We start from the raw sequence: 23,486 nt of genomic DNA, 5'->3' as shown, positions 1-23,486 counted from the left end.
CGTTACCGCCCCACTGCTTTCTTTGCCATTGTGAAGATCCGAGAAAAACCAAGTTTCTGGTGCATCTCGATGGCCTTGTGGCCCGGAATTGGCGAGTGGCCATTGTTGGCTTTCACGAAGTCTGCGCGGGCTCCCATGAAGATGCTCTTCATCGGGAAGTCCTTTGGGCAAACAATCGTACACTGATCGCATGCGTTGCATGAGTATGCCAGCAACGGCTCCATCTCTTTTTTCTCGATGAAGTCGCTGAACAGAGATTTTGGGCAATCGCCAAAATCGTTCATCATCACGCACTCATTCATGCAGAGCTTGCATTCACACTGGAGGCAGCGATCCCCTTCGCTCGTGACCTGCTCTTCGGTGAGCCCCAAATCTACCTGAATGAAGTCCCGCTTGCGTTCTTCGGCCGGACGGGTGTTGTGGTGAATGCGCGGCGTGTCAACGGTACCTTCCGGCAGAGGAACATCAAGGCGGGTCTTGTAGGCGCCTTCCTCTTCAAGGTTCCGATCCGCCTCCAAAGCGCGTTCAGTAAACAAGCGTTCGATGCTGAGGGCAGCTTTGCGGCCAAGTGCCATGGCTTCAACCACAATGGCACCGCCAGAGGCATCGCCGGCAACGAAAACATCTGGCAGGGATGTGGCAAGGGTATCCTTGTTCACCACATAGCGGCCACCGCGTCCTTGTTCCAGCGCACCGTCAGTAATATCGGCGACAACCTGTCCGGTTGCGAAGATCACTGTATCTACAGCTACCTCTCGGGTTTCATCGCTGTAAGCCGGTGAGAAATTTCCGTCTCCATCAAAGATGCTCAACACCTTTTGAAGAACCACGCCGACCACCTTGCCATCTTCAACAAGGATTTCCTTCGGCCCCCAACCAGCGTTGAAAGCAACGCGTTCTTCCATTGCCTCGTCAATTTCAACCTGACTGGCGGGCAGGGCCTCCATTTCCTCCAAAGAACACTGATGAACCTCATCGGCACCAATGCGCCAAGAGGAGCGGGCGCAGTCCATGGCAACGTCGCCACCGCCAATGACGAGGATCCGCTTGCCTGCGCGCGGGAACGCCCGTGTCTCGGAGATTTCCTTGAGGTACTCAACGGCCGAATAGACGCCCTCGGCCTCGTGACCTTTGATCGGGATGATGGAGCCCACATGGGCACCATGAGCCAGAATGACCGCGTCATGGTCGCTGCGCAGTTCATCGAAGGTGATGTCTTTGCCAACCTCAACGCCAAACTTCACCTCAACGCCCATCATGTCCAGATAGCCATATTCGAAGTCGATCACATCACGCGGCAGGCGGTACTCAGGAATGCCCACGCGCATCATACCGCCAAACACCTTGAGTTTTTCGAAGATGGTCACGGCATGGCCTTGACGGCGCAGCTCAACAGCGGCCTGTGCGCCCGCCGGTCCGGCACCTACAACAGCAACCTTTTTGCCCGTTGCTGGAGCTTGAGCAAGGTTCCAGTTCTCTTTCTTGTCCGCTTTTTCAGCAACAAATCGCTTGATCGCGGCAACGCTGATCGGCTGCGAGAACTCTTCATTGCGACGGCACGCAGCCTCGCAAGGATGCGCGCAAATGCGGCCAAGCACCTGCGGCATGAAAATCTTTTGTCTGATGACGTCGACAGCTTGCTGGTATTCGCCCTCGGCGGCCAGTTTCACATACTGTTTCACGTCAGTGTGCATAGGGCATGCGCTCTGGCAGGCGGGAGCTGCATCACCCATGCAGCCGTCCACGATCTCTTGAGCCGTGTCATAAAGAGGCTGACTGAAGTTGACGTGTTTCATTTCTACCGTTCCCTTGAATGAGGAGGAAAGGGCATCTCTTCGTTAGAGATGCCCCTGTTCTTGGGATCAGCTCTTCCCGCCATTCATGATTTCTATGCCTTCGCGGCCTTCCTCATAAAAAGCGTGGCTCCATTCAATCCAGGATCCGTCGTAGTTGTAGACGTCTGTTGCTCCCAGTACTTCTTCCAGAACCATTGTCGTGTGGGCAGACCGAACACCAGACTGACAGTAGGAAATGACCTTCTTGCCCTTGATGAGATCACCGTAAAGAGCTTTCAACTCGGCAGCAGTCTTCAAGGTACTGTCTTCGTTGACGGCTTTGGTCCAGTTGATGTGGACAGCGCCCGGAATGGCGCCCGGACCATAAGCACCGGACTTGACGCTTGTGCCATCAAATTCGTCGGTGCCGCGGGTATCGATGATGACCCAGTCATCATCTGTAATCGCATTCCGTACCATTTCGATTGTGGCAAGCTTGGTTTCATTCTTGTTTGGGGCCACGTAGTCGGTCGCCTCAACTGTTGGATTTGCATTGCCGACAGGAAGCTCTGCGCCAAGCCATGCGTTCAGGCCGCCGTCAAGGTACTTTACGTTTTCATGGCCAAGCAGGCCGAGCTGCCAGTAGAGGCGGGCGGCGTCATGATGCTTGTTGGCTGCATATACTACAATCGGGCTGTCTGGAGAGGCGCCAATTCGGCTCAGCAGGTCTTCCATTTCTTCTGCTGTATTGCGCATTCCGCCATAGTCATAGGCGCTCTTTTGCGCAGAGTAATCGCCCCGCCAGAATGTAAAGGAACCACTGATCGGGGTATCGCCCTTTGCAGGGTTCAACGCGCCAATGACGATCAGCTTGTCGTCTTCCTTCATCATCTTTGCGAGTTGAAGTGGTGTCGTAAATGCCGCTGGATTTGCGTAGTCTTCAATCTTTTGCGCTTGTTCCGTAGAGTTAACGTCTACAACAGTTGCCCCGAAGATGTAGCGGTAAGCTGGATAGCCCGCGACTACGACCAGTGCAACGACCCCCAATGCCAGTTTGCTTGTAGTGGATTTGAACATGATGATCTCGCCTTTTTTTGATGGGGCCTGCTCCAAATCCAGAAAACCCCAAAACTCCCTCACTAACAGGCTTTACCAAGAGACCCAGACCAACATGCTGCAATGCGGTTCATGGATAGGCTCTTGGTTCACTCCGTGCCTAGTGTTAGCTCCTTCTGGATATTGCGATGAGATATATGATCTTGGCAATATAAGTAATAGACACTACTATATTGAAATTATTGGATTTTTTGATTTGTAAAATATAAAAACTACTGATTTGTTTGGCCTCTGTTGATAGCCGTTTCGGTTATTACTTACGAATATTTTCTGTTTGGATGGTTTATTTTATTTCTATTTGAAAATGCGAGTGAGTTGCAATTGTGAGGCAGAAGTCGTTTGCCGAAGACAGGGCCTCCTACACGGTTTCTCTGAGTAGAATTCAGGGAAGGGTTTAGTGTTTAATCCGGCAGGCGATCCTCTGCGGTTTTTGCGGGGCGCACCTAAAGCCAGCATGGATGCCTGAGGTTCGGGTAACCGAAGTGCATGGCAAGAAGAGTTTGAGACCCACATCACGGATCGAACATCCACTGAAGCGCAAAAACGCCATGCAACTTTCTAGCTCCGAGTGACAGAACTGGCGGGCAACAATAACCGGCCATCTGTCCTAGGGTAGTTCTGATGTGCAGCATTGCCGAGTGTTTTGGATACTGGCTCGAACACTCTAATTTTAACCAATGAACTCCAGCAGCTTGCAGTAGTCTGTGGGCAGCGGGTACAAGCCATGACTTATACAGATGTGTAGTAGGAATATCATGGCGTTATAGGCATCTTCTGGCTATTGTTTGCCCCATCTTTTATCGATTTGAGTTGTTTGATGCTTCAATCAGTTTCCCGTAGGTCAAAGCGCTCTCCCATAACAGAGGCTTTCAAGTCCTGCCGCTCTGCATACCTGTCAATCGGGGCTATCAGTCTGGTCATCAACCTGTTGATGCTGACAGGCCCGATCTTCATGTTGCAGATCTATGACCGGGTGCTGTCCAGTGCCAGCGTCCCCACACTCATTGTCATCGCGGTGTTCGCAGGTGTGCTCTATGTCTTCTTTGCTCTGCTGGAGGGCATCAGGGCGCGAAGCTTGAACCGCGTGTCTCAGGAGATCGATGCGCAGCTTTCCGCAGCCTCTTATGCTGCCAGCTTGAAGCTTCCTCTGCGGCTCGGTGCGCAAGGCAAGAACGTGGATCCGGTCCGGGATCTTGAAACCATGCGCCAGTTCTGGGGCGGTCAGGGTCCATCGGCAATCTTCGATGTGCCGTGGATGCCAGTTTATCTGGCCATCGTGTTCGCGCTTCACTTCTGGCTTGGCGTTCTTGCCCTTGCTGGCGCTGTGGTGATTTTAGCTTTGGTTATTGCGAATGAGCTTCTCTCACGTGAGCCTAGCCGCGCCCTGAGTATGATGAACGGCCAGCGCAGCGGCTTTGTAAACGGCACCCGCAGGAATGCGGAGGTGATCCGGGCCATGGGCATGAACCAAACTCTGGTGGAACAGTGGCAGCGCTCCAATGAAGACTACTATGACGTCCAGTCGAAGGCGGCGGACCGGCAGTCATTCTTTGCAACAGTCATCAAAGCCCTGCGTTTCATCCTTCAATCTGCTGTGCTTGGCGTAGGGGCTTGGCTGGCCATCAAGCAAGAAGTTTCTCCCGGTGTAATGATTGCAGCCTCGATCATTACATCGCGTGCGCTTGCACCTGTTGAACAGGCAGTTGCTCATTGGCGCGGGTTTCTGGCCTCTCGTCAAAGTCGTACCCGGCTCGAACAAGCTTTGCAGGCCATGGACGAGGAGGAGCCGCAGACCGAACTGCCACTCCCCAAGGACAATCTTGCCGTCGAAAATCTTGCCACCGCAGCGCCCGGCGAGAAGGTGCTCACCTTCAAGGGGGCAACGTTCCAGCTGCGCGCAGGGGATGGCTTGGGCGTGATCGGCCCGTCTGGCAGCGGAAAGACAAGCATGATACGGGCGCTTATCGGCGTTTGGCCTATCTTGCGCGGGTCCGTTCGGTTTGATGGGGCTGAGCCCAATCAGTGGAGTGAGGAGCGGCTTGGCGCGGCGATCGGCTATCTGCCTCAAGATGTCGAGTTGTTTGATGGAAGCATTGCCGACAACATCGCGCGTTTTAGCGCTCAGCGTCAGGATGAGGATGTTCTGCGTGCCGCTCGAATGGCCAATGTTCATGATCTCATCACAAGCCTGCCGGATGGCTACGACACTCAAGTGGGGGATGGGGGAGCCCGTCTTTCTGCGGGGCAAAGACAGCGCATCGGTTTGGCTCGGGCACTCTATGGAGAGCCCTTTCTGGTTGTTTTGGATGAGCCCAATTCGAACCTCGATTCAGAGGGTGAAGCCGCGCTTATGGAAGCCATCAAGGCGCTTCGTGAAAAGGGCAGTATCGTGATCGTGGTCGCGCATCGACCGAGTGCAATTGCGACGGTGGACTACCTCTTGGTGATCAAAGAAGGTCAGCAAGTGGCGTTTGGACCGAAAGATGAAGTACTACAAAAGGTTGGTGCGAGCGTAGGAAAGCCAGCACCAGTGGGGGCCGTTGCTCATGACAGAAAATAGGGCTCTTGAAAAAGCACGTGCCTCCCGGCGCAAGCATACTTGGCTTGGCCTCGCCATGGTCGGGGTACTTGTTGGTGGGCTTGGCGGTTGGTCAGCCGTTGCAGAAATCAGCGGTGCCGTGATTGCCTCTGGCTCTGTGGTCGTCGAAGGGCAACCGAGAAAGGTTCAGCATCAGGAAGGCGGCATTGTTGGCAAAATCTATGTGGAAGAGGGCGACCGTGTTGAGGCGGGTGACTTGTTGGTGCGCCTCGATGACACGGTCGTGCGGGCGAACTTGGAGATTTCCTCCAAGCAACTGGACCAACTCTATGCACGTGAAGCGCGCCTGAATGCCGAGTGGCAGCAGCTGGATGAAGTCAAGTTCCCACTCCACCTGACAGCGCGGGAACTCACGAGCCCAAACGCAGCGACGGCGGTCAATGGTGAAAGAGCCTTGTTTGAGGCCCGCGCACGGGCTTTGGAAGGGCGGAAGCGCCAGTTGGTAGAGCAGATCTCTCAGCTTGAAGAGCAGATCAAGGGGCTTGAAGTGCAGCGAGATGCAAAGGCTGAAAGCATTGCGCTGATCTCAGACCAGCTCGCAGACTTTGAAACGCTCATGGAAAAGCGTTTGGTCAATGCCTCTCAGGTGACCGCGATCAAGCGTGACAGAGCTGAGTTGGTTGGTGATCGAGGGGCTTTGATTTCCCAGATTGCCCAAACCAAAGAAGGGATCAGCGAGCGCCGCATTCAAATCCTTCAGTTGGATGAAAGCTTTCTTGAAAATGTTCTGTCCGAACTGCAGGATACCCGTTCCCAAATTGCCCAGTTGGAAGAACAGAAAACCGCAGCTGAAGACCGGCTGAACCGCATCGAGATCATCTCTCCAACATCAGGACTGGTTCACCAGTTGGAAGTCAATACCGAGGGCGGTGTTGTTGGGGCAGGTGCTTTGTTGATGCTGATCGTTCCCGACACGGTAGACCTTGTTGTTGAAACACGGGTGCGTCCGACTGATGTGGATCAGGTCACAATCGGGCAGGAGGCGCGGGTGCGCCTTGCTGCGCTGGATCAGCGCGTAACGCCGGAGCTGTTTGCCACGGTCAAGCACGTTGCTCCAGACCTGACACAGGATGAGAAAACCGGCGAGCAGTATTACAAGGTGCGGCTGGAGATCAGTGAGGACGAACTCGAGCGGCTCGAGGGTCAAATTCTGGTGCCCGGAATGCCGGTTGAAGGTTTCATCAGGACCAGCTCTCGCACGGTTCTATCTTATCTGCTGAAGCCGCTTCGTGATCAGATTGCCCACGCACTGCGCGAAAGCTGATCGGAACAAATGATAGGCATTCATGACGCCGACCTCGAAATGAGGTCGGCGTTTTTGTTTCAGTCGCTGTTTTTTGCATAGACCATGCGAAGGATATGTTGCGGTCCCGCCGCACCTCCATGATAGAGCTCGCCCGTATCCTCGAAACCGGTGGCTAGGTATAGTCTATAGGCTACTGGGTTTTTGCAGTTCACCGTCAAGACGATGGATCCGTGCTTGGCGTAGTGGGCCTCCAGGTGCTTTCGAAGGGCTTCCATGGCTTTTTTCGCCAGTCCGCGCCCTTGGTACTCATGGCCGATCAAGAATGCTCTGAAGCCCAGCTCACCCGTCTTCGCGAAGTCGTAGGTATTGGGGTAGGCGGTGTCGAGGTTGAACATACCGACGATCTTGTCCCCGTCGACAATCACGTGCAGGTGGCTTGTGTCCGGCGCTGCTTCCACGATCTCCTGAGTGGTGCCAACAAATTTAAGCTGCTCTTCCGTTACCGAAACAGCAAAAAGCTCATCCAGGTCTGTTTTTTCCAGGTGCCTGACCACAACCATTTCGCGCTCTCCTTAGTGCAAGAGGCTTGTATCTAGCACAACCAAAAGGAGATTGGAACAAATATGGAACATATTTGAAACTTGAAAGATTAGGCAGCGGATTTTGCTGCAAAATGAACCCCAATCCGCCGGTCTCCGTAATGCAGATCAAACCAAGGAGCTTATATGCCTTCCAAACGGACTGCCTCATGGATGATCGGACTGAGTGCGTTAGCGGTATTTGCAACAAGCAGTGCCGTTTATGCCGACCTCTCAGAGTTTCAATGGAAAAACCGCCTGCTATTGGTTTTTGACGATAGTAAGGACGCGGCTTTGCTGCGCACACAACGCAAGATCTATGATGAAAACCAGGCAGAGATGAAGGAGCGGAATCTTCTGTTTTTTGAAGTCGCCAAGGACAGGGCCCGTGTCATCGGAAAGCCTGCGCCTGAGATGGATGCGGCGAAGTTGAGATCCCTGGTGAGTGTGGAAAGCCAAGAAAAGCAGGTCGTATTGATTGGCAAAGACGGAGGCGTAAAGCACAGGCGCGAGGGTGTAATCGAAGCGCCTGATCTGTTCGCAATCATTGATGCCATGCCAATGCGCCAAATTGAAATGCGTTCAAACGACGAGATCAAGTGAACCAGGGCGTGCCTCAGCATCGCCCCTGTTCCGCTTCCACAAACCGATGCTCAGAACCGTGCCACCTGTGAAGGCATGTGGCTACGGTCGTGAGGCGCTGTAAAATCAATGCCATCAGGTCCTTTGGCAACAATACCGAATGGGTTGATCGTCCTCAGTGACTTGAAGTAGTGCGCCTTGATATTCTCCATGTGGATCGTTTCAGTTATGCCTTCCCATTGATACAACTCGCGGAGGTAGGCAGAGATGACTGGGTAGTCGCTGATGCGGCGCAAGTTGGTCTTGAATAGGCAAACATACACGGCATCAAACCGCAGTAAGGTCGCGAACAAACGCCAATCCGCCTCTGTTATGGTATCACCCGCCAGATAGCGTTGAGATGAGAGAATTTCTTCCAGCCTGTCGAGGGATTGAAAAACCTCTGAAACAGCTGTCTCATAAGCCTCTTGAGAGCGTGCAAAACCTGAGCGATAGACGCCGTTGTTGATGGTCGGGTAGATCCAGGCATTGAGCTCATCAATCTTCTCGCGAAGGTGTTCTGGATAAAAGTCGATGTCGTTACCGGCAACGCCTACAAATTCCGAGTTCAACATGCGAATGATCTCTGAAGACTCATTGCTCACAACAACGTTGAGCCTCTTGTCCCAAAGCACTGGAACCGTTACGCGACCTGTGTAGTCGGAGTCTCCTTTTATGTAGACTTCATGCAGATAGGTAAAGCCGTTAATCGGGTCTGGATCGGTCCCATTTTTCCCTGAAAACCACCAGCCGTTTTCGCCCATGTAGGGGTCCACAACAGAGAGCGAAATGGCGTCTTCCAGGCCTTTCAGCTTGCAAAAAATACGTGTCCTGTGGGCCCACGGACAGGCGTCCGCCACGTAGAGGTGATAACGGCCAACTTCCGGTGCGAACTTGGTGGAGCCATCGGCCTTGATCCAGTCACGGCAGACGGCATCTGCTCGCTTGAACGCGCCGTCTTCCTTCGCCGCGCCAACTTCGCCGGTGACCCATTTCCCTTCGACAAGCTTGCCCATGACACCCTCCAGCTCGGAATTTCACTCTGGAACAAGTCTAGCTTTTTTGGGTGGGCAGGGCACCAACAGGTCTGGTTGAATGACTGTTCATGAAATGCGAACGGCTTTGGGGTGCGGGCGTCATTTGAGCACTTGGTTGTTTGAAGAGCAGCCGCGGACAAGAAAACAAAAAGACCGCCATGACGGCGGCCTTGATTGTTGGTGGGGCTGCAAACTAGGCAGCGTCCCCTGGCTTCCAATCCACCGGAACACCATCTTTGGGATCGAAAGGTGCCTTGATAAACACCGCCTTCCACGGCACGTCGCCTTTGTTCTCCACGTAGTGGGCTTCCCCGGGCTCACAGCGGAGAAAATCGCCAACGCCGAGCACATGAAGAGTGCCGTCCACATACATGTGTACTTCACCGGCAATGGTCAGAAAGTTCTCTTCGATGCGGCAGTGCTTGTGGGCTGGAAAATGCTGGCCGGGCTGCAAGGTCACAACGCCAATGTCAGATCGAGGTCCGCGTTGCAGGTACTTTGGGCCATGATCTTCAAACCGATAGGAATGATCGCTTTCGCTTGTTTTAAACATGATTACTTGAGGCGCCTGCGCAAACCGAGGATTGCCACGCCTTCCTCCTCGTTCTTAAAGCCCAGGGGCCTTCCACATGGACCGGGTGATGTTTTGATCAACCAGCGCACGCTGCGCTGCGTAGGCGGTGCGCCATTTCTCGGTGATCTCGCCGTAAAGCGCGTGATTAGCCAGGTCAGGGGTGTAGCGGCGCTTCCACCGCACGGTCTTGTCTGCCGCTTCCATCAGCGAACCATAGACACCAATGCCAACCCAAGCCGCTAGCCCTGCCGCAAATGCAGTCGCTTCAGTCACTTCCGGCACCTTAACAGGCATGCCGGTTGCGTCGGACAGGATCTGGCACCAAAGCTTGCCCTTGGATGCCCCCCCTGCAAACACGATCTCGTCAAGTTCGACATCAGCCATGTTTGCTGCCAGACGAAGGTTTTCATTTGCAACGATCGCAGCGTTTTCTTGTAGCGCGCGGAAAATCTCTGCCTTGCCGCAGGTGTTGGCATCCAGTGAAAGGTTCAATAGAGACGGGGCTGCGTGATACCATGAGCCATAGTTCATCACGTCCGTAAAGACGGGAAGGATGCCACCAGCCCCAACTGGAACAGCGCTGGACATGGCCTCAAGTAGTTCATAGACGTCCAGACCCCGTTCCTGTGCAACACGCTGTTCTTCTTGGCAGAAGGCGTCCCGGAACCAGCGCGTGGTCATGCCCACCATGAAGGCAATACCTTCTGCCTGACTTACGCCGGGCACCACATGTGGATTGACACGAATACGCATTTCCGGATCTGTCTTGGCGCTGCCCATGTTCACCACTTCCTGCCAGAAGGTGCCACCAAGAACAGCTGCCTGACCGGGGCGGGAAACTCCAAGGCCCAGCGCACCAAATTGCACATCACCGCCGCCCATAATGACAGGGGTCCCCGTTGCGAGGCCGGTTTCCTCTGAGGCCTTGGCGGTGACGTCACCTATTGGCGTGCCTGTCTCGACAACAGGCGGGAAGATCGTGTTTTTGATACCAGCGCGGGCTGCGATATCGGGACACCAGTCACGGGTTTCTAGAGAAAAGATGCCGGTTGTTCCAGCGTTGGATGGATCGGAGGCAATGACACCGGAAAGGCGTGCCAGCATCCAGTCCGAGAGCATGGACATCTTGTCTGTCTGCTCATAGACCTGCGGCAAGTGTTTTTCGATCCACTTCAAACGCGGTATCGCGCCCAGAGCAAATGTCTGGCCTGAAATCCGGTAGGCGTCCTTCTCTAGATCCGGAGTATTGGCCTGCAAAGCGCGCACTTCTTCGGCGGCCCTTGAGTCCACGTTAGCGCAGGCCCAAAGTTCAGAACCATCCTTACTATAAAGAACGATACCCTCGCGCATGCTGGTGGCGCTTACGGCCCGGATGTCGCTTGCCTTCAGTTTGGCTTCTCCCAAAGCCTTCTTGATGCAGCGACACAGCAAAGCCCAATTGGCTTCGCAGTCGAAAGCCATGGAGCCCGGAAATTGCGGATCGCTCAAATGGCTCCACTCTTCCTGCCCCACGGCAACCTGCCTGCCTTCGGCGTCGAAAATGACAGCTCTCCCGCTGCCCGTTCCGGCGTCAATAGCCAGGACATAGCCCTGGTTTTGACTCATGATGTTTCTCCCTTGATGATGGCCTGCGCCGTCGGCTCATCTGTGATCAGCACATTGAAGTGCTTGCCTTTGGCCGCAGCCCGAATGGCGTCCACCTTGTCTTGACCGCATGCTGCAGCAACCACCTGAGGAATGTTGCGCAGAGCCTCCAAATCCAGCCCGACAAGAGTGTTGTGAAACGGCAGGTCGAGAACCTGACCGTTCTCATCGTAAAATACAGCTATGATATCGCCGACAGCGCCTTGGCGGCGAAACGCCTCAAACTGCGAGCCTGTTGCATAGCCTGATGTGATCAAGGTCGCCTGATTGGCCACTGAGCCGACGCCAACAAGAGCGTAGTTGGCCGTTTTTGCCATGCTCATCACGTCCATGACATGGCGCTCGTTGCGCAAGCTTGCTGCCAGATCCGGGTTTGAGACCAGCAATGGGGCAGGGATCAGGTGCACGTTTTGAGAAGTGCGCCCAGAAGCAATACCTTCAATGTAAGCAGCAACCCCGCCCGTAAGGCTTACAAGTGAGATGTCGCGATGCGACAACGTCTGCGCCAGTCTCTGCAAGGCGCCCATTACCATGGCTCCCCAGCCGACCGCCAAGAGGTCTGACTTCTTGAGCTTTCCCATGAAGTATTGGCTGGCCGCTTCCGAGAGCCTGTCTCCGGAGTTTTCCTGGGAGTTCGCAGGAATGACGCGCACTTCAGTCAGCCCATAGAGCTGCTGAAGGCGATTTTCGAGTTCAAAACACCCGCCATAGCTGGAATTAATATGAATATGGATTAAGCCCATACGGCGGCCGCGCTCAAGCATGCGCGACACCTTGATACGTGACAGGTTTAGACGCGTGCCGATTTCGCTCTGCGTCATGCCGTCGTGGTAGTAGTACCACGCCACGCGGCTCATGAGCTCCTCTTCCTGAGGTTCAAATGTCTGGTCTTCGGTCATCTCGTTCACAGCGTCTCTCCAACTGCCCTGTTGCTGTGCATATGATCACTTCAAAGATAAATGATCAAGCCTTCATTGCGGAATGAGTTTTTCATATATCCGGATTATCCCGTAATTTTAAAAATTTTAAATGAATTTCCCTCGCTTTTGGAAGGGTTTGAGTGAAATTTCACCATAGTGGATAGTGATCATATGTTTCGGTGCGCGCATTTTTGTAACGTGAATCGGGTTGACCTATGCCTCTCAGCGGCAATACTCAGGTGAGCAATTGATGAGTCGCTGTTCACATGAACGACGCTTCTCGGTGAGGAGTGAATGCGGCCTAACAACAATGAGCGGAGAGCGTTATGGCTGACATGGACGATGTAAAAGAAGGCAAGAACTTTTGTGAGGACATTCCGGTTGAAGTGAAGCCGTTTCCTATCCGAGGTTCCAACGCGCTGGACTGGGGGATGCAGGACCGTATGGCGCGCATTTTTCAGGAAAAGAGTGGCAACACGGTCATGCTGGCGTTTGACCACGGATACTTTCAGGGTCCGGCAACAGGGTTGGAGCGTCTGGATCTCACCATTCGCCCGCTGGTTCCTTACACCGATGTTTTGATGTGCACCCGCGGTGGTCTGCGCGCCACCATGCCTGCAGATAGCCGTAAGCCGGTGGTTCTGCGCTGCTCTGGCGGCATGAGCGTTCTCACAGAACTTTCAAACGAGCTGGTTGCGGTCGATATTGAAGACGCTGTGCGTCTGAATGCTTCTGCCATCACCACCAATGTGTATGTCGGTGCGGAGTACGAACACCAGTCTCTGGCAAACCTTGTGAAGCTGATTGACACCGGCAATCGGTACGGCGTTCCAACAATGGCCGTAACCGGGATTGGCAAGGACATGGCACGCGACGCTCGCTATTTCGGCCTCGCAACACGCATCTGTGCCGAACTCGGCTCGCACATCATCAAGACATACTTTGTCGAAGAGGGTTTCGAGAAAGTCGTCGCAGGGTGTCCCGTGCCGATCGTGATTGCGGGCGGCAAGAAGCTGCCGGAAATGGATGCGCTCTACATGGCTTACAAGGCGATCGATCAGGGCGCGCATGGCGTTGATATGGGCCGAAATATCTTCCAGTCCGACAGCCCGGTTGGGATGATCAAGGCGGTACGCGCTGTTGTTCACGATGGCGAGAAGCCAGAGAAAGCCATCGAACTCTATGAGGCTGAAAAGGCCGCTCAAGCACAAGCCGCTGAGTAATCGAGGAGTGCTCCAGCAGAACGCGAAAGGTTGGGAGACGGGTGACCGTTGCCTTTTGCCGCTCTGAGGAGCCCGGCCGTTGGCCCAACGACACAACACGCGGAGAGGGGAGCCTCTCCGCGATAGGGGAGAATAGCGGGAAACTGCTCAAAACCAGGGAGTGCGTTCGACATGACGGAACAAATACCGTCTACTCTACGCGAAACACTCATCAAAGCCGATGCCATCTGGAAATTCTTCGGAAGCGTGTCGGTTCTGAAAGGCGTGGATCTCACGCTTGAGTCAGGTCAAATCCATGCACTTTTGGGAGGAAATGGCGCTGGCAAGTCCACGTTGATGAAAATCATCGCCGGATTGCATCCGGTTGATCGCGGTGATCTTTATGTGGGCGGCGTAAAGGCCAACAATCTAACACCAGTTCTTTCACGGCAATTGGGCATTCATCTGGTTCCTCAGGAACCCATGCTGTTCCCAAACCTTACGGTAGAAGAAAATGTGCTGATGCACATGCCCGGCAATCGGGCGGAGTTGAAGTCCCGGCTGATCGACCTGATCAAAGAGGTCGGATCATCCCTAGAATTGCACACACCAGCTGGCCAGCTTGAAGTGGCTGATCAACAGATGGTGGAGATCCTGCGCGGCCTCATTCGCAATGCCAGGATCCTTATACTGGATGAACCCACATCGGCTTTGACACCGCGGGAAGTGGCCAAGCTGTTTACCCGCATGCGGGCACTCTCTGCCCAGGGCGTCGGCATCTTTTTCATTAGCCACAAGCTTGGCGAAATTCGGGAGATCGCCGAGACGGTTAGCATCCTGCGTGACGGCAAGGTCGTGCTCGCAGGCCCACCCAAGAGCTTCTCTGATGCCGAAATCGTGCGAGCCATGACTCAGATTGAAGGCAAGTCTGCCTTCGAGATTGATGAAGCTCGGCCAGAGTTCACCGAAGGCATGGAAGTGCTCAGGGTTCAAAATCTGTGCGGCGAAGGCTTCGCCCATATATCTTTCAGCTTGCATGCGGGTGAAGTCTTGGGGTTGGCGGGCGTTGTTGGCTCCGGCCGCACCGAGCTTGCCGAAACGCTTTATGGCATCCGAAAAGCTGCCCGAGGCCGCATCACAGTTGACGGTTTGGATCTGACAGAAACCTCGCCGATCAAGAGCCTTGACCATGGCGTGGTCTATCTTCCGGAGGACCGTCAATCCAGTGGCCTGTTTGTCGATGCATCGCTGTGCTGGAACTCATCCTCGCTGGTCTTGTACCGCGAGCCCGCATGGCTTCGTCTGGGCGCGGAAGAGCAGCGCTTCCAAGACTATGTGAAGTCGCTCGGAATTGTCTGCGCATCTTCCTCCCAGGCTGTGCGCACTCTTTCCGGTGGCAATCAACAGAAGATCCTTCTGGCCAAATGCCTTGCGGCCAACCCCAAGGTTTTGATCCTTGATGAGCCCACCCGCGGCGTAGACGTGGCCGTTCGCGCTGATATCTACAGGTTGATCGATGACCTTGCCGCGCGTGGTGTCGCCATCCTTTTGATCTCCTCGGACCATGAAGAAGTCCAGCGCTTGAGCAATCGAGTTCTGGTGATGGATCACGGCCATCCAGGTGGTGAGCTCAGGGGAGCGGAAATCAGCGTCGATACCATCGCACAGCTGTCCTTCGGCGTTACCGCAGAACAGGGGGCCAAACAATGTTGATACGGTTCTTGCAAACCAACCGCGAAGCTTCTGTTGCGGTCATCATCCTGCTGCTATTCGTCGTGCTGGGGGTGGTGGATACATCGTATCTCTCCTTCGAGACGGTACTGTCCATCTACAACAACAGCCTGATCCTGCTGGTGATTGCCATCGGCGCCACACTGGTCATGGCAACCCGCGGGTTGGATGTCTCCATTGGCTCGATCATGGGTCTGTCCGCCGCTGTGGCGGGAATACTGATGAACGGGCAATTCGGTATCGGCCCCAGCATTGCCATCGCATTGTTCGTTGGTCTGCTTTGCGGTCTCTTCAATGGCTTCATGGTTGCCATTTTGCGGGTGCCTGCCATCGTGGCTACCCTTGGCACACTCGGTCTCTATCGCGGTCTTGTGCATCTGGTTACAAGCGGTAGCTGGATCGAAGGCTTGCCGGAGGGTTTCAAAGGCCTGTCTCATGCAGGCTTTCTGGGGCTCTCAGCCTTTGCATGGATTGTTCTGTTCCTGCTTGTCGGCACCCACTGCTGGCTTCGGTACACCGCCTTTGGTCGTTCGCTTTTCGCCGTTGGTGACAATCGGGAAGGGGCCCGCCTGCTGGGTATCAAGGTAAGGCAGGTTCAGCTCACTGCTTATGCGATCAACGGCGTTCTTGCAGCTCTTGCCGGCATCATCTTCGCAGCCCAGATCGGCTTTATTCCAAACACCGCTGGCAACGGCATGGAAATGCGCGCAATTGCCTCAAGTGTCCTGGGTGGCGTGAGCCTGCTTGGCGGCACCGGAACGGTCATCGGCGCTGGTCTTGGGGCCTACTTCATGACCTCCATCGACAGTGTTCTGGTCATGCTGCGCCTTGACGCTTTCTGGAACGACATGATCGCGGGCGGCATCCTTCTGGTGGTCCTGATCGCCGACGGAAAGATCCGCGAAGCCATGGGGTCCGCTCTGCGTTATCAGAAGTACCGCAAGTTCATTGAGACAGACGCCCAGAACGACAAGTCCGTCGAAACTCCAACCATCAAGGAACTCGGTGAGGTGCGCAAATGAACAGGCTCCACTTCTTGAAGCGCTGGGAGACAGTGCTGGCTATCCTCCTGATTGGCGAAATTCTGGTGTTTGGCGCCATCAATCCGGCTTTCCTGCGCCCTTCAACATTGCTGTTTTCAACGAGCGACTTCGTTCATATCGGCATTGTGGCTCTTGCCCTTACTCTGGTGATCATCACCGGCGGCATTGACCTTTCCATCGGGGCTGTAATGGGGCTTGCAGCGATCACTCTTGGGCTGCTTTGGGTGAACGGCGTCAACATTTGGATCGCCTGCTTTGGTGCCCTTTGTGTTGGCTGTGCAACCGGTGTTCTTAACTCGGTGGCCATTCATGTGGCCAAGGTCAACCCGCTTGTGATTACGCTTGGATCAAGCTTCTTGTTCAGCGGGGCAGCACTGGTTCTTTCCGGTCTTGGTGGGGCCTCCGGCTATGAGGGCATCAGCGGCTTTGATGCAAGCTTTGTGGAATTGGCGAACCTGGAGGTCCTCGGCCTGCCATTTCCGCTTGTCATCTTCTTTGTGGCGACCGGGATCTTCATGGTCATCCTGCATCGCACCCGCTTTGGTCGCTACATCTATCTGATCGGCCAGAACGACCGGGCAGCACGGTATGCAGGGGTGCCTCAGTTCCGCACGCTCACCATTGCCTATGCCCTTACCGGTATCATGGCAGCGCTTTCGGGGCTGGTACTGGCAAGCTACTTCGGCTCAGCCCGTTCAGATTTTGGCTCTGCGGCGCTGATGCCCGCCATCACCGCAGTGGTTCTGGGTGGGACCAGCATCTACGGCGGCTCTGGCACCATTCTTGGCACAGCATTGGCAGCATTGCTGGTCGGCTACTTTCAAACAGGTCTGCAAATCATCGGGGTTTCCAGTCACGTCTCCAACGCGCTCTCTGGCGGGTTGCTGGTGTTGGTGGTTGCCCTGCGCAGCCTGAGTGAGATGGGACGCGCTTATTACCTCCAGTGGCGCGTGCTCAAGAGCGTTGGGCAGCAGACAAGCTGATCCAGCGCACCAATGGGAGACGGTCCGCACGCCTTCTGGGAGAGCTGGCAGGGATGCGGGTTACATAATCAAACTTCGGGAGAAACACTATGAAACGCCTAGGTACGATTTCTACAGCACTGGCATTGGCATTTGCAGCATCCACCATGCTCACCACCGCAAATGCTGCGGAAAAGCGCATTGCGTTCATTCCAAAGCTGGTCGGCGTTGGCTTCTTCACTTCCGGCGGTCAGGGGGCTGTCGAGGCTGGCAAGGAGCTTGGCGTGACCGTGACCTATGATGGGCCAACCGAACCTTCGGTATCCGGACAGGTCCAGTACATCAACACCTTCGCCAATCAGGGCTATGACGCAATCTCTATTTCCGCCGTCTCTCCAGATGGCCTGTGTCCGGCCCTGAAGCGCGCCATGAAGCGTGGCGTAAAGGTTCTGACGTGGGATTCCGACGTGAACCCAGAATGCCGTAGCTACTACATCAATCAGGGCACACCAGCGCAACTTGGTACCCTTCTGGTGGATATGGCGGCAGACCAGCACAAGGAAGAGAAGGCGAAGGTTGCCTTTTTCTACTCAAGCCCGACGGTGACCGATCAGAACGCCTGGGTAAAGGCGGCAAAGGAGAAGATCGCAGCTGAGCATCCGGGTTGGGAAGTCGTGACAACCCAGTTTGGCTACAATGATGCACAAAAGTCTCTGCAGACCGGTGAAGGTATTCTTCAGGCCTACAAGGATTTGGACATCATCATCGCGCCAGATGCAAACGCACTGCCTGCCGCTGCACAAGCTGCAGAAAACCTTGGACGCGCTGGTGAAGTGATCATCGTTGGTTTCTCCACGCCAAACGTCATGCGTCCTTATGTCAAGCGCGACACCGTCAAGCAGTTTGGGCTGTGGGACGTGACCAAGCAAGGCCGCATCTCCACCTTCGTTGCTGAGCATCTTCTCAATGAAGGCCCAATGAACGTTGGTGACACCATGGACATTCCGGGCGTTGGCACCATCGAAGTCAGCCCGAACAGCGTTCAGGGCTACGAGTACGAAGCTGACGGCAATGGCATCATCCTGCTGCCAGAACGTCAGGTCTTCAACAAGGAAAACATCGACAACTTCGATTTCTAATCGAGGCTTTTCAATCTCCACAACTCATCGGCAAGGGGAGGCGCATCCAGCGCCTCCTCACGTCAAAAAACTGTGCCCTTGTCGGGCAGCAAAGGACTTGAACCCATGCACGTAACCCTCGTCGAAATTCAGGTAAAGCCAGACCGCATCGAAGACTTTCTGCGCGTCTTTCGCCCAAATCATGAAGGGTCCATTCAGGAACCGGGCTGCCTGCGGTTTGACGTTCTGCAAGACCCGGAAGATCCCACCAAGTTTTCCATCTATGAAGCCTATGTCGACCAGGATGCCGTTCTGGCGCACAAGCAGACGCCTCATTATCTGAAGGTGAAGGCTGAGCTGGAAGACATTATGACCGGTCCGCGCACACACCGCGTCTTTAAAGGCATTCTGCCAGAAGTTTAAGGGGCCCAGCTCATGCAATCCGGTTCATCACACCAACGTCCTGGCCCTCAGGATCTGATCTCCCGCGAAGCTCTGGTCGCATGGTTGCGCAGCGCTGCTCCTCATTTGAGCGTCGGGCTGATGGCGGCCAATGCCATGGCCTATGGTGCCGCAGTCTCAGAATTGGAGCAGGCAGGAGTCAACCTCTTGCATTACGATGTCATGGACGGTGTTTTCTGTCCGCAAATGACAGCGGGCGCCGGTCTTGTCAAAGCAACTGAAACAACCATGCTCAAGGACGTTCACCTGATGGTGGATGATCCGCTGAGCCACATTCAGGCATTTATCACGGCTGGTGCGGATATCGTTCATGTGCATGCAGAAGGCACCCGCCATTTGCATCGCGCGCTGGTCGAGTTGGATGTGCCCGTAGTTGGAGCGAAAAGCGACCGCAAGATTATTCGTTCCGTTGCCCTCAACCCCGGAAGCTCAGCAGAGCTTGTGCGGCCAGTGATACGATCGCTTGAAATGGTGACCTTGATCGCCGTTGATCCGGGTTGGAGCGGGGGATCCCCCAACGAGGCGACGGCCGAAAAAGTCAAAGCGATCCGGACCATGGCAAGAGAGGCGGGCGTTGATCCGCTTGTCTGCATAGACGGCGGCATCACGCCAACAACATTTCCAATGGCCGCGGCCATGCAGGCGGATATCATTGTCAGCGGCAGTGCGGTCTTCAAGAGCGGCAAGTCGATTGCTGACAACCTGAAGAGCCTCACAACCATTGAGTGAGCCAGCGTTTCACCTCATGACACGCACATAGGAAGGCTCTCTTGTCCGGAAAAGGGCAGGAGAGCTTTTCTGAGCTGTGTCCTTGGAACAGATCCTAGCCGATAATCTTTGTGGTAATGAGGAGAAGAAAGCCGACTGATGAAAACATGGCAGCGTAGGCGGCGGTTGTGAAGACGAGGTTCTTGACCTGCATAGGGAGCTCCTTCCATGAAGCTTCTTGTCTCTAACGTGGTGACCTTACGTTATCCTGTTTGCAAAATCGAGCTAAATAACTGTTATCGCGAAAATAAATACTTTTATTTACGATTAGGTAAGGCCCGCCAAGAGGTTAGGTTTGGCGGGACTTGTTCATAAGATTTTACGCAAACGTTTCAGCACGCGTCGTGCTCTTTGCCGCATACAGAGAACGCGGTGCCAGCGTTGTTCCATTTGATCAGAAGGCCGTAATTGTAGCTGTCTTCCTCTGGATCTGTGGCGGCGTCGGTGACGAACATCTTCAGCACCTCATCATGAAATTCAGAGAGCTTGGCCGCATTCAATGGGTCTGTGTATGCTTCACAGGCCTTTTGCCAGTTTTTTCCAGTCTGGTTGTACTCGCTCGCATTGGTATCACCTGACCAGATCTTCATGATGTTGTCGACGACCTTGTTGAAACCCGCGTTGTTCGAATTCGTGACATCGTATAGATCCTTGGCTTCCGAGAGCACGGCGCTGCCATCGCCAACCAGCGCACAAGGACCCTTGGGGCCGTATAGTGAATTGATGTTGTCGTCATACTCGGCGTTCAGCTTGCTGCGCGCATTTCCTGATCCTGTATAGCAGCCACTGAAGAACACGGTTTCCGGTGTGCTGGCGTGAGCTGCCTTGAAGTATGTGGCAAAGTCTGCGTTAGCGATGCCGCCAACGTTTTCAGGGCTGCTGTGGGCGGAAATGTAGACCGTGCTGAAGTCATCAAAACTCTTGTCAGTCTTTACTTTGGACACGGTGCCATCGCTTGCCATGAAGAAAACGTCTGTAGCGCCCTTTGTCGCTGCCCAATGCGAAACCATAATGTCCGCCGGGTTCGCACAAATCTGTTTGGTAAGAAGTACGGCCCCTTCTGCAAACGCAGAGCTGAAACTCAGCAAGCCTGCGAGCAGTGAGATGCCAGCCGTTTTCAATGGGGATTTGATTGGAGCCATAACGAACCTCCTTGTGTTGATGGCAGCAGGAGAGACGTCAGAGGTTGCTAGCCTGTGATATCTGGTATGCCATATGGTTTCAGATCCATAAACTCCTTGGCGACAAATAATGACAACCCAGATGCGTTGAAGTTATAAATAGAAAAAAGCCCGCAGCAACGTCTGCGGGCTCTCTTCCTCAAGCAAAACAATGGCTATAAATTCCTATTATTTACACTTTTCGCTCGTTTTTTCTGGTTTCCACTCTTCACCATTGAGGTAGGTGGCGCAAACCTTGATGTAAGGTAGGTCCATCTTGTTAACTGACAGAGGATCACTGTCCAGTATTACGAGGTCAGCTCGTTTGCCTGGTTCCAGACTCCCAATGTACGGATCAAGACCATTTTGCTTGGCGGGGATCGTGGTTATGCCTTTGAGCGCCTGATAAACATCGATTTTCTGAGCCAGATTGCTGCCCGGTGAAGGGAGCTCATAGCTGGCATCGGACTTGATATCTGGGTATGTCCAAGTATTTCTCGTCACCATTTGGGAAACATACCAAAGCGGGCTCACAGGTGTAATCGGCGCATCGCTATGAAACGAAACGTCAAAGGGTTCGTAGCTGTTCTGAGCGCTTTCATCAGATGCTTTGTCGCCTCCCAGTTCCGCTTTGTTTGCATCCAGCCACGGAGCGCGGCCTTCCTCATCGCTGTCTGTCCCGAGTGCTGTAAAGTTGACTTTGCCGTCAAGCAAGCTCAAGAAGCCGCCGCCCCAGTAGGCGACGTGCCCAGATGTATGGGATAGGCCGATGTCATATTTTTGCGCGACTTTCTCGCCGTCGCATTCAACGTCTCGTGTCTCCCCACGAATTTTGCTCAACAGCTCTGCAACAGGGGTGCGTCCATAGCTCTGCGCAAATCCGCCTCCAACGGTTGCATGGTGTAAGATCATCGGAAGGGATCCGTCGTCAAATTTCCAGTGGCAATCCTCGACAAGCTTTTGAGCTGTTCTCGCAGCGCCTATCATGGCCTTGTCACCATTTGCATGCACTTGAATTTGCATTCCCTTCTCAACAAAGGGCTTCATGGCATTGTAAAAGGCCACGCCCTCATCGGAGTCCGGTCCGGTGTAGATGGAAGCAGTAAGTGCAGCTGCATTGTTGTCTGGATGTTGAGTGCCATCATGGGCTGCGTTCGCGAAGACAATGTAGTTCGCACCATGAGAGCCATGCACACCTTCGCCAGCTTCAGTGCAGATCCCATTCGATGCGTAAGAATCTACCAGAAAGGCGCTGCAGCCTTGCGTCGAGCCATCGATCCAGAACTTGATGCCATTGACGCCAAAGGTGCCCAGCTCGTTGTCAATCGTTTTGCCATTGATCGTCACTTTTTCAGGCCATGGCCCGGTGTACAAGCGCTCAGCAATCTTGGCGGCTTCCTCGCTGTTGCTGTGGTTTACGTTCGAAGCAACCAGAGTGCGGATGCGGAAGGGAGCGGCCTTCATGTTTCCTTCATAGCCAACCTTTTCGCTGCCGACGGCAACAGCCCCCAAATACTGGATCATTGGCTCGGAAAAACCGCCCGCATCGATCAAGGTGGTCACACCCTTTTCTGCGATCCTCTGGACGATTTTGCCAGTCGCCTCTACGCCATCTTTCTTATTCATGAAGTAGAACGGGCTGCTCTCATCAGCCCCGACTGCTTCCTGAATAGCCTTTAGGAACAAAGCGTATGCATCTTCTTCCTGAAGTAGGCCGGTGTAGTTTCCATCATCACCTACAGCCCATTTTCCGAGAACGGGAGGGTCCTTTTTGGCATCATCAGGACCACACGGCCAGCGTTCGCAAATGCCTGATGCGATGAACGCTTGTCCATTTACGTAGGCAACGTGTCCAGATTGGTCGAGAAGGAAAACAGGTAACTCACCAGGGCCTGCGCCTTTTACATTTTCCTCAATGGAAACTGCCGGATTTTGACGAAAAGCCTGTGTCATCTCGATCGCTTCTTCGGTTACCCCAAAGCGCGCAGGATCAATTCCATTGCCCACGATCCATTCGGTTTTGCCATTCTTGCCGCCGATCAGGCGACTTTCGCTTTCATTCAGGACTGTCATTGTCCAATCGAGAACTGTTAGGTGGGGGTTCTCAGCTTGCCAGCCGTCGCTCGTAAAGTAGTTGCCTTGGTCATCTTTAAAATTTGGAAAGTCACCGCAGGTAGAAACCTCTCGACCATCAACCATCATCGTGTCATCGCCGTAAAGACGGTAGTGGTAGGGTTCAGGTAGACAGGTTGAAAGATCGGCACCGGCGGAGAAGTTAACCATCAGAGGCAGGTGGACGTGAGGCTCTACAAAGCCAGGCATCAATGTCTTGCCATTCAGGTCTACAACCTTAAAAAAACGCCTAAAATGTAATGGCATTCGTGCGATGTAGTCTGCAATCTCCTGCGTGCTGTTAAATGTTTGAAGGATCGTATCGCCTGCGGTGAGCAGGCCAGCCGGCCTATCATGTTCATTGACCATAGTAATGATCCGGCCAGGTGTTTGTCCGTCTGCGCGAAATAGTTTTATTTCCCCCCATTCAATACTGGCACTATCCTCCGCCATCGAGGGCGCATGACTAGCAAGAAGCAAGAGGCTGACTGCTGTAGTAAATGTGAGATGTAGTAAGGAGCTGCAAATCGCTGAAGTTTTATTCAGTAAATACTTGTAGTTGGACATGTCGGTCTCCGTATATAATCGTGTGCGGACCGCATGCTAATACTTCATTTTCTCATTATGGATTTTTATAGATCAATAACATTTATGATATAGTCATTATTTTTGTAATAATTTATTTCGTTACATCTTAAAATTATTGATAATGTAAATACTCTGATGAGTTTTGGTTTTTATTGTAAGCGCTTATCTCTGCTCTAACGGTTGTTAGCGCATTTTGTACACCTACATTATAAAAACACGTCTTGAAAAAC

General features: G+C 53.8%; 19 protein-coding genes. 10 read left to right on the top strand and 9 right to left on the bottom strand.

Features of this window, described 5'->3' with window-relative positions; all coding sequences use genetic code 11:
* Window positions 1-2: 2 nt before the first annotated feature.
* Both PUV47_RS02875 and PUV47_RS02870 read right to left on the bottom strand, forming a co-directional pair.
* The gene (locus tag PUV47_RS02875; RefSeq protein WP_274216941.1) at window positions 3-1,796 is read right to left on the bottom strand and encodes an FAD-dependent oxidoreductase; all 1,794 of its coding nucleotides are present in this window, start codon (window positions 1,794-1,796) and stop codon (window positions 3-5) included.
* A gap of 66 nt (window positions 1,797-1,862) precedes the next feature.
* Window positions 1,863-2,852 carry a sulfurtransferase gene (locus tag PUV47_RS02870; RefSeq protein ID WP_274216940.1) on the bottom strand — a complete coding sequence of 330 codons (990 nt, stop codon included), beginning with the start codon at window positions 2,850-2,852 and terminating at the stop codon, window positions 1,863-1,865.
* Window positions 2,853-3,708: 856 nt separating this feature from the next.
* On the opposite strand from PUV47_RS02870, the gene PUV47_RS02865 reads away from it, so the two are divergent.
* Together PUV47_RS02865 and PUV47_RS02860 are read left to right on the top strand one after the other, a co-directional pair.
* Window positions 3,709-5,451, top strand: coding sequence for a type I secretion system permease/ATPase (locus tag PUV47_RS02865; protein WP_274216939.1), 1,743 nt, complete (start codon window positions 3,709-3,711; stop codon window positions 5,449-5,451).
* The gene (locus PUV47_RS02860) at window positions 5,438-6,754 is read left to right on the top strand and encodes an HlyD family type I secretion periplasmic adaptor subunit (RefSeq protein ID WP_274216938.1); all 1,317 of its coding nucleotides are present in this window, start codon (window positions 5,438-5,440) and stop codon (window positions 6,752-6,754) included. The genes PUV47_RS02865 and PUV47_RS02860 overlap by 14 nt, the downstream gene beginning before the upstream one ends.
* Window positions 6,755-6,813: 59 nt before the next feature.
* Here the strand turns inward: PUV47_RS02860 and PUV47_RS02855 are convergent, their stop codons facing one another.
* Entirely contained in the window at window positions 6,814-7,296 is a 483-nt protein-coding gene (locus tag PUV47_RS02855; protein ID WP_274216937.1) for a GNAT family N-acetyltransferase, read from the bottom strand.
* A 165-nt stretch (window positions 7,297-7,461) separates the two neighbouring features.
* On the opposite strand from PUV47_RS02855, the gene PUV47_RS02850 reads away from it, so the two are divergent.
* Complete coding sequence (locus tag PUV47_RS02850; RefSeq protein ID WP_274216936.1) at window positions 7,462-7,917, top strand: DUF4174 domain-containing protein; 456 nt, start codon at window positions 7,462-7,464, stop codon at window positions 7,915-7,917.
* Window positions 7,918-7,967: 50 nt separating this feature from the next.
* On the opposite strand, the gene PUV47_RS02845 is transcribed toward PUV47_RS02850, so the two are convergent.
* The 4 genes from PUV47_RS02845 to PUV47_RS02830 form a co-directional block, all read right to left on the bottom strand.
* Complete coding sequence (locus tag PUV47_RS02845) at window positions 7,968-8,951, bottom strand: glutathione S-transferase family protein (protein WP_274216935.1); 984 nt, start codon at window positions 8,949-8,951, stop codon at window positions 7,968-7,970.
* A gap of 214 nt (window positions 8,952-9,165) precedes the next feature.
* Window positions 9,166-9,525, bottom strand: coding sequence for a cupin domain-containing protein (locus PUV47_RS02840; RefSeq protein ID WP_274216934.1), 360 nt, complete (start codon window positions 9,523-9,525; stop codon window positions 9,166-9,168).
* Between the two features lie 54 nt (window positions 9,526-9,579).
* Window positions 9,580-11,151 (bottom strand): autoinducer-2 kinase, encoded by a 1,572-nt coding sequence (lsrK, locus tag PUV47_RS02835; RefSeq protein WP_274216933.1) that lies wholly within the window; start codon window positions 11,149-11,151, stop codon window positions 9,580-9,582.
* Entirely contained in the window at window positions 11,148-12,089 is a 942-nt protein-coding gene (locus tag PUV47_RS02830; protein WP_274217415.1) for a sugar-binding domain-containing protein, read from the bottom strand. The genes lsrK and PUV47_RS02830 overlap by 4 nt, the downstream gene beginning before the upstream one ends.
* Window positions 12,090-12,436: 347 nt before the next feature.
* On the opposite strand from PUV47_RS02830, the gene lsrF reads away from it, so the two are divergent.
* The 7 genes from lsrF to PUV47_RS02795 all read left to right on the top strand — a co-directional run bounded on the left by lsrF (window position 12,437) and on the right by PUV47_RS02795 (window position 19,357).
* Entirely contained in the window at window positions 12,437-13,333 is an 897-nt protein-coding gene (gene lsrF / locus PUV47_RS02825) for a 3-hydroxy-5-phosphonooxypentane-2,4-dione thiolase (protein WP_274216932.1), read from the top strand.
* Between the two features lie 171 nt (window positions 13,334-13,504).
* Window positions 13,505-15,025, top strand: coding sequence for an autoinducer 2 ABC transporter ATP-binding protein LsrA (lsrA, locus tag PUV47_RS02820; RefSeq protein WP_274216931.1), 1,521 nt, complete (start codon window positions 13,505-13,507; stop codon window positions 15,023-15,025).
* Complete coding sequence (gene lsrC / locus PUV47_RS02815; RefSeq protein ID WP_274216930.1) at window positions 15,019-16,065, top strand: autoinducer 2 ABC transporter permease LsrC; 1,047 nt, start codon at window positions 15,019-15,021, stop codon at window positions 16,063-16,065. The genes lsrA and lsrC overlap by 7 nt, the downstream gene beginning before the upstream one ends.
* Window positions 16,062-17,069 (top strand): ABC transporter permease subunit, encoded by a 1,008-nt coding sequence (locus PUV47_RS02810; RefSeq protein WP_274216929.1) that lies wholly within the window; start codon window positions 16,062-16,064, stop codon window positions 17,067-17,069. The genes lsrC and PUV47_RS02810 overlap by 4 nt, the downstream gene beginning before the upstream one ends.
* Before the next feature lie 89 nt (window positions 17,070-17,158).
* Window positions 17,159-18,187, top strand: coding sequence for an autoinducer 2 ABC transporter substrate-binding protein LsrB (gene lsrB / locus PUV47_RS02805; protein WP_274216928.1), 1,029 nt, complete (start codon window positions 17,159-17,161; stop codon window positions 18,185-18,187).
* Between the two features lie 105 nt (window positions 18,188-18,292).
* Window positions 18,293-18,589, top strand: a complete 297-nt coding sequence (lsrG, locus tag PUV47_RS02800) for a (4S)-4-hydroxy-5-phosphonooxypentane-2,3-dione isomerase (RefSeq protein WP_274216927.1) — start codon at window positions 18,293-18,295, stop codon at window positions 18,587-18,589.
* Window positions 18,590-18,601: 12 nt separating this feature from the next.
* A complete protein-coding gene (locus PUV47_RS02795; protein WP_274216926.1) occupies window positions 18,602-19,357 on the top strand; it encodes a ribulose-phosphate 3-epimerase in 756 nt (251 codons plus the stop codon).
* Between the two features lie 371 nt (window positions 19,358-19,728).
* Here PUV47_RS02795 and PUV47_RS02790 read toward each other — a convergent pair whose 3' ends face one another.
* Together PUV47_RS02790 and PUV47_RS02785 are read right to left on the bottom strand one after the other, a co-directional pair.
* Entirely contained in the window at window positions 19,729-20,538 is an 810-nt protein-coding gene (locus tag PUV47_RS02790) for a hypothetical protein (RefSeq protein ID WP_274216925.1), read from the bottom strand.
* A gap of 207 nt (window positions 20,539-20,745) precedes the next feature.
* Window positions 20,746-23,235 carry an amidohydrolase family protein gene (locus PUV47_RS02785; RefSeq protein ID WP_274216924.1) on the bottom strand — a complete coding sequence of 830 codons (2,490 nt, stop codon included), beginning with the start codon at window positions 23,233-23,235 and terminating at the stop codon, window positions 20,746-20,748.
* Window positions 23,236-23,486 lie beyond the last annotated feature (251 nt).

It is taken from the genome of Pseudovibrio exalbescens, from assembly GCF_028737195.1.
Classification (GTDB): domain Bacteria; phylum Pseudomonadota; class Alphaproteobacteria; order Rhizobiales; family Stappiaceae; genus Pseudovibrio; species Pseudovibrio zosterae.
The sequence above is the reverse complement of the archived record's forward strand: the minus strand, read 5'-3'. Positions and strand labels throughout refer to the sequence as shown.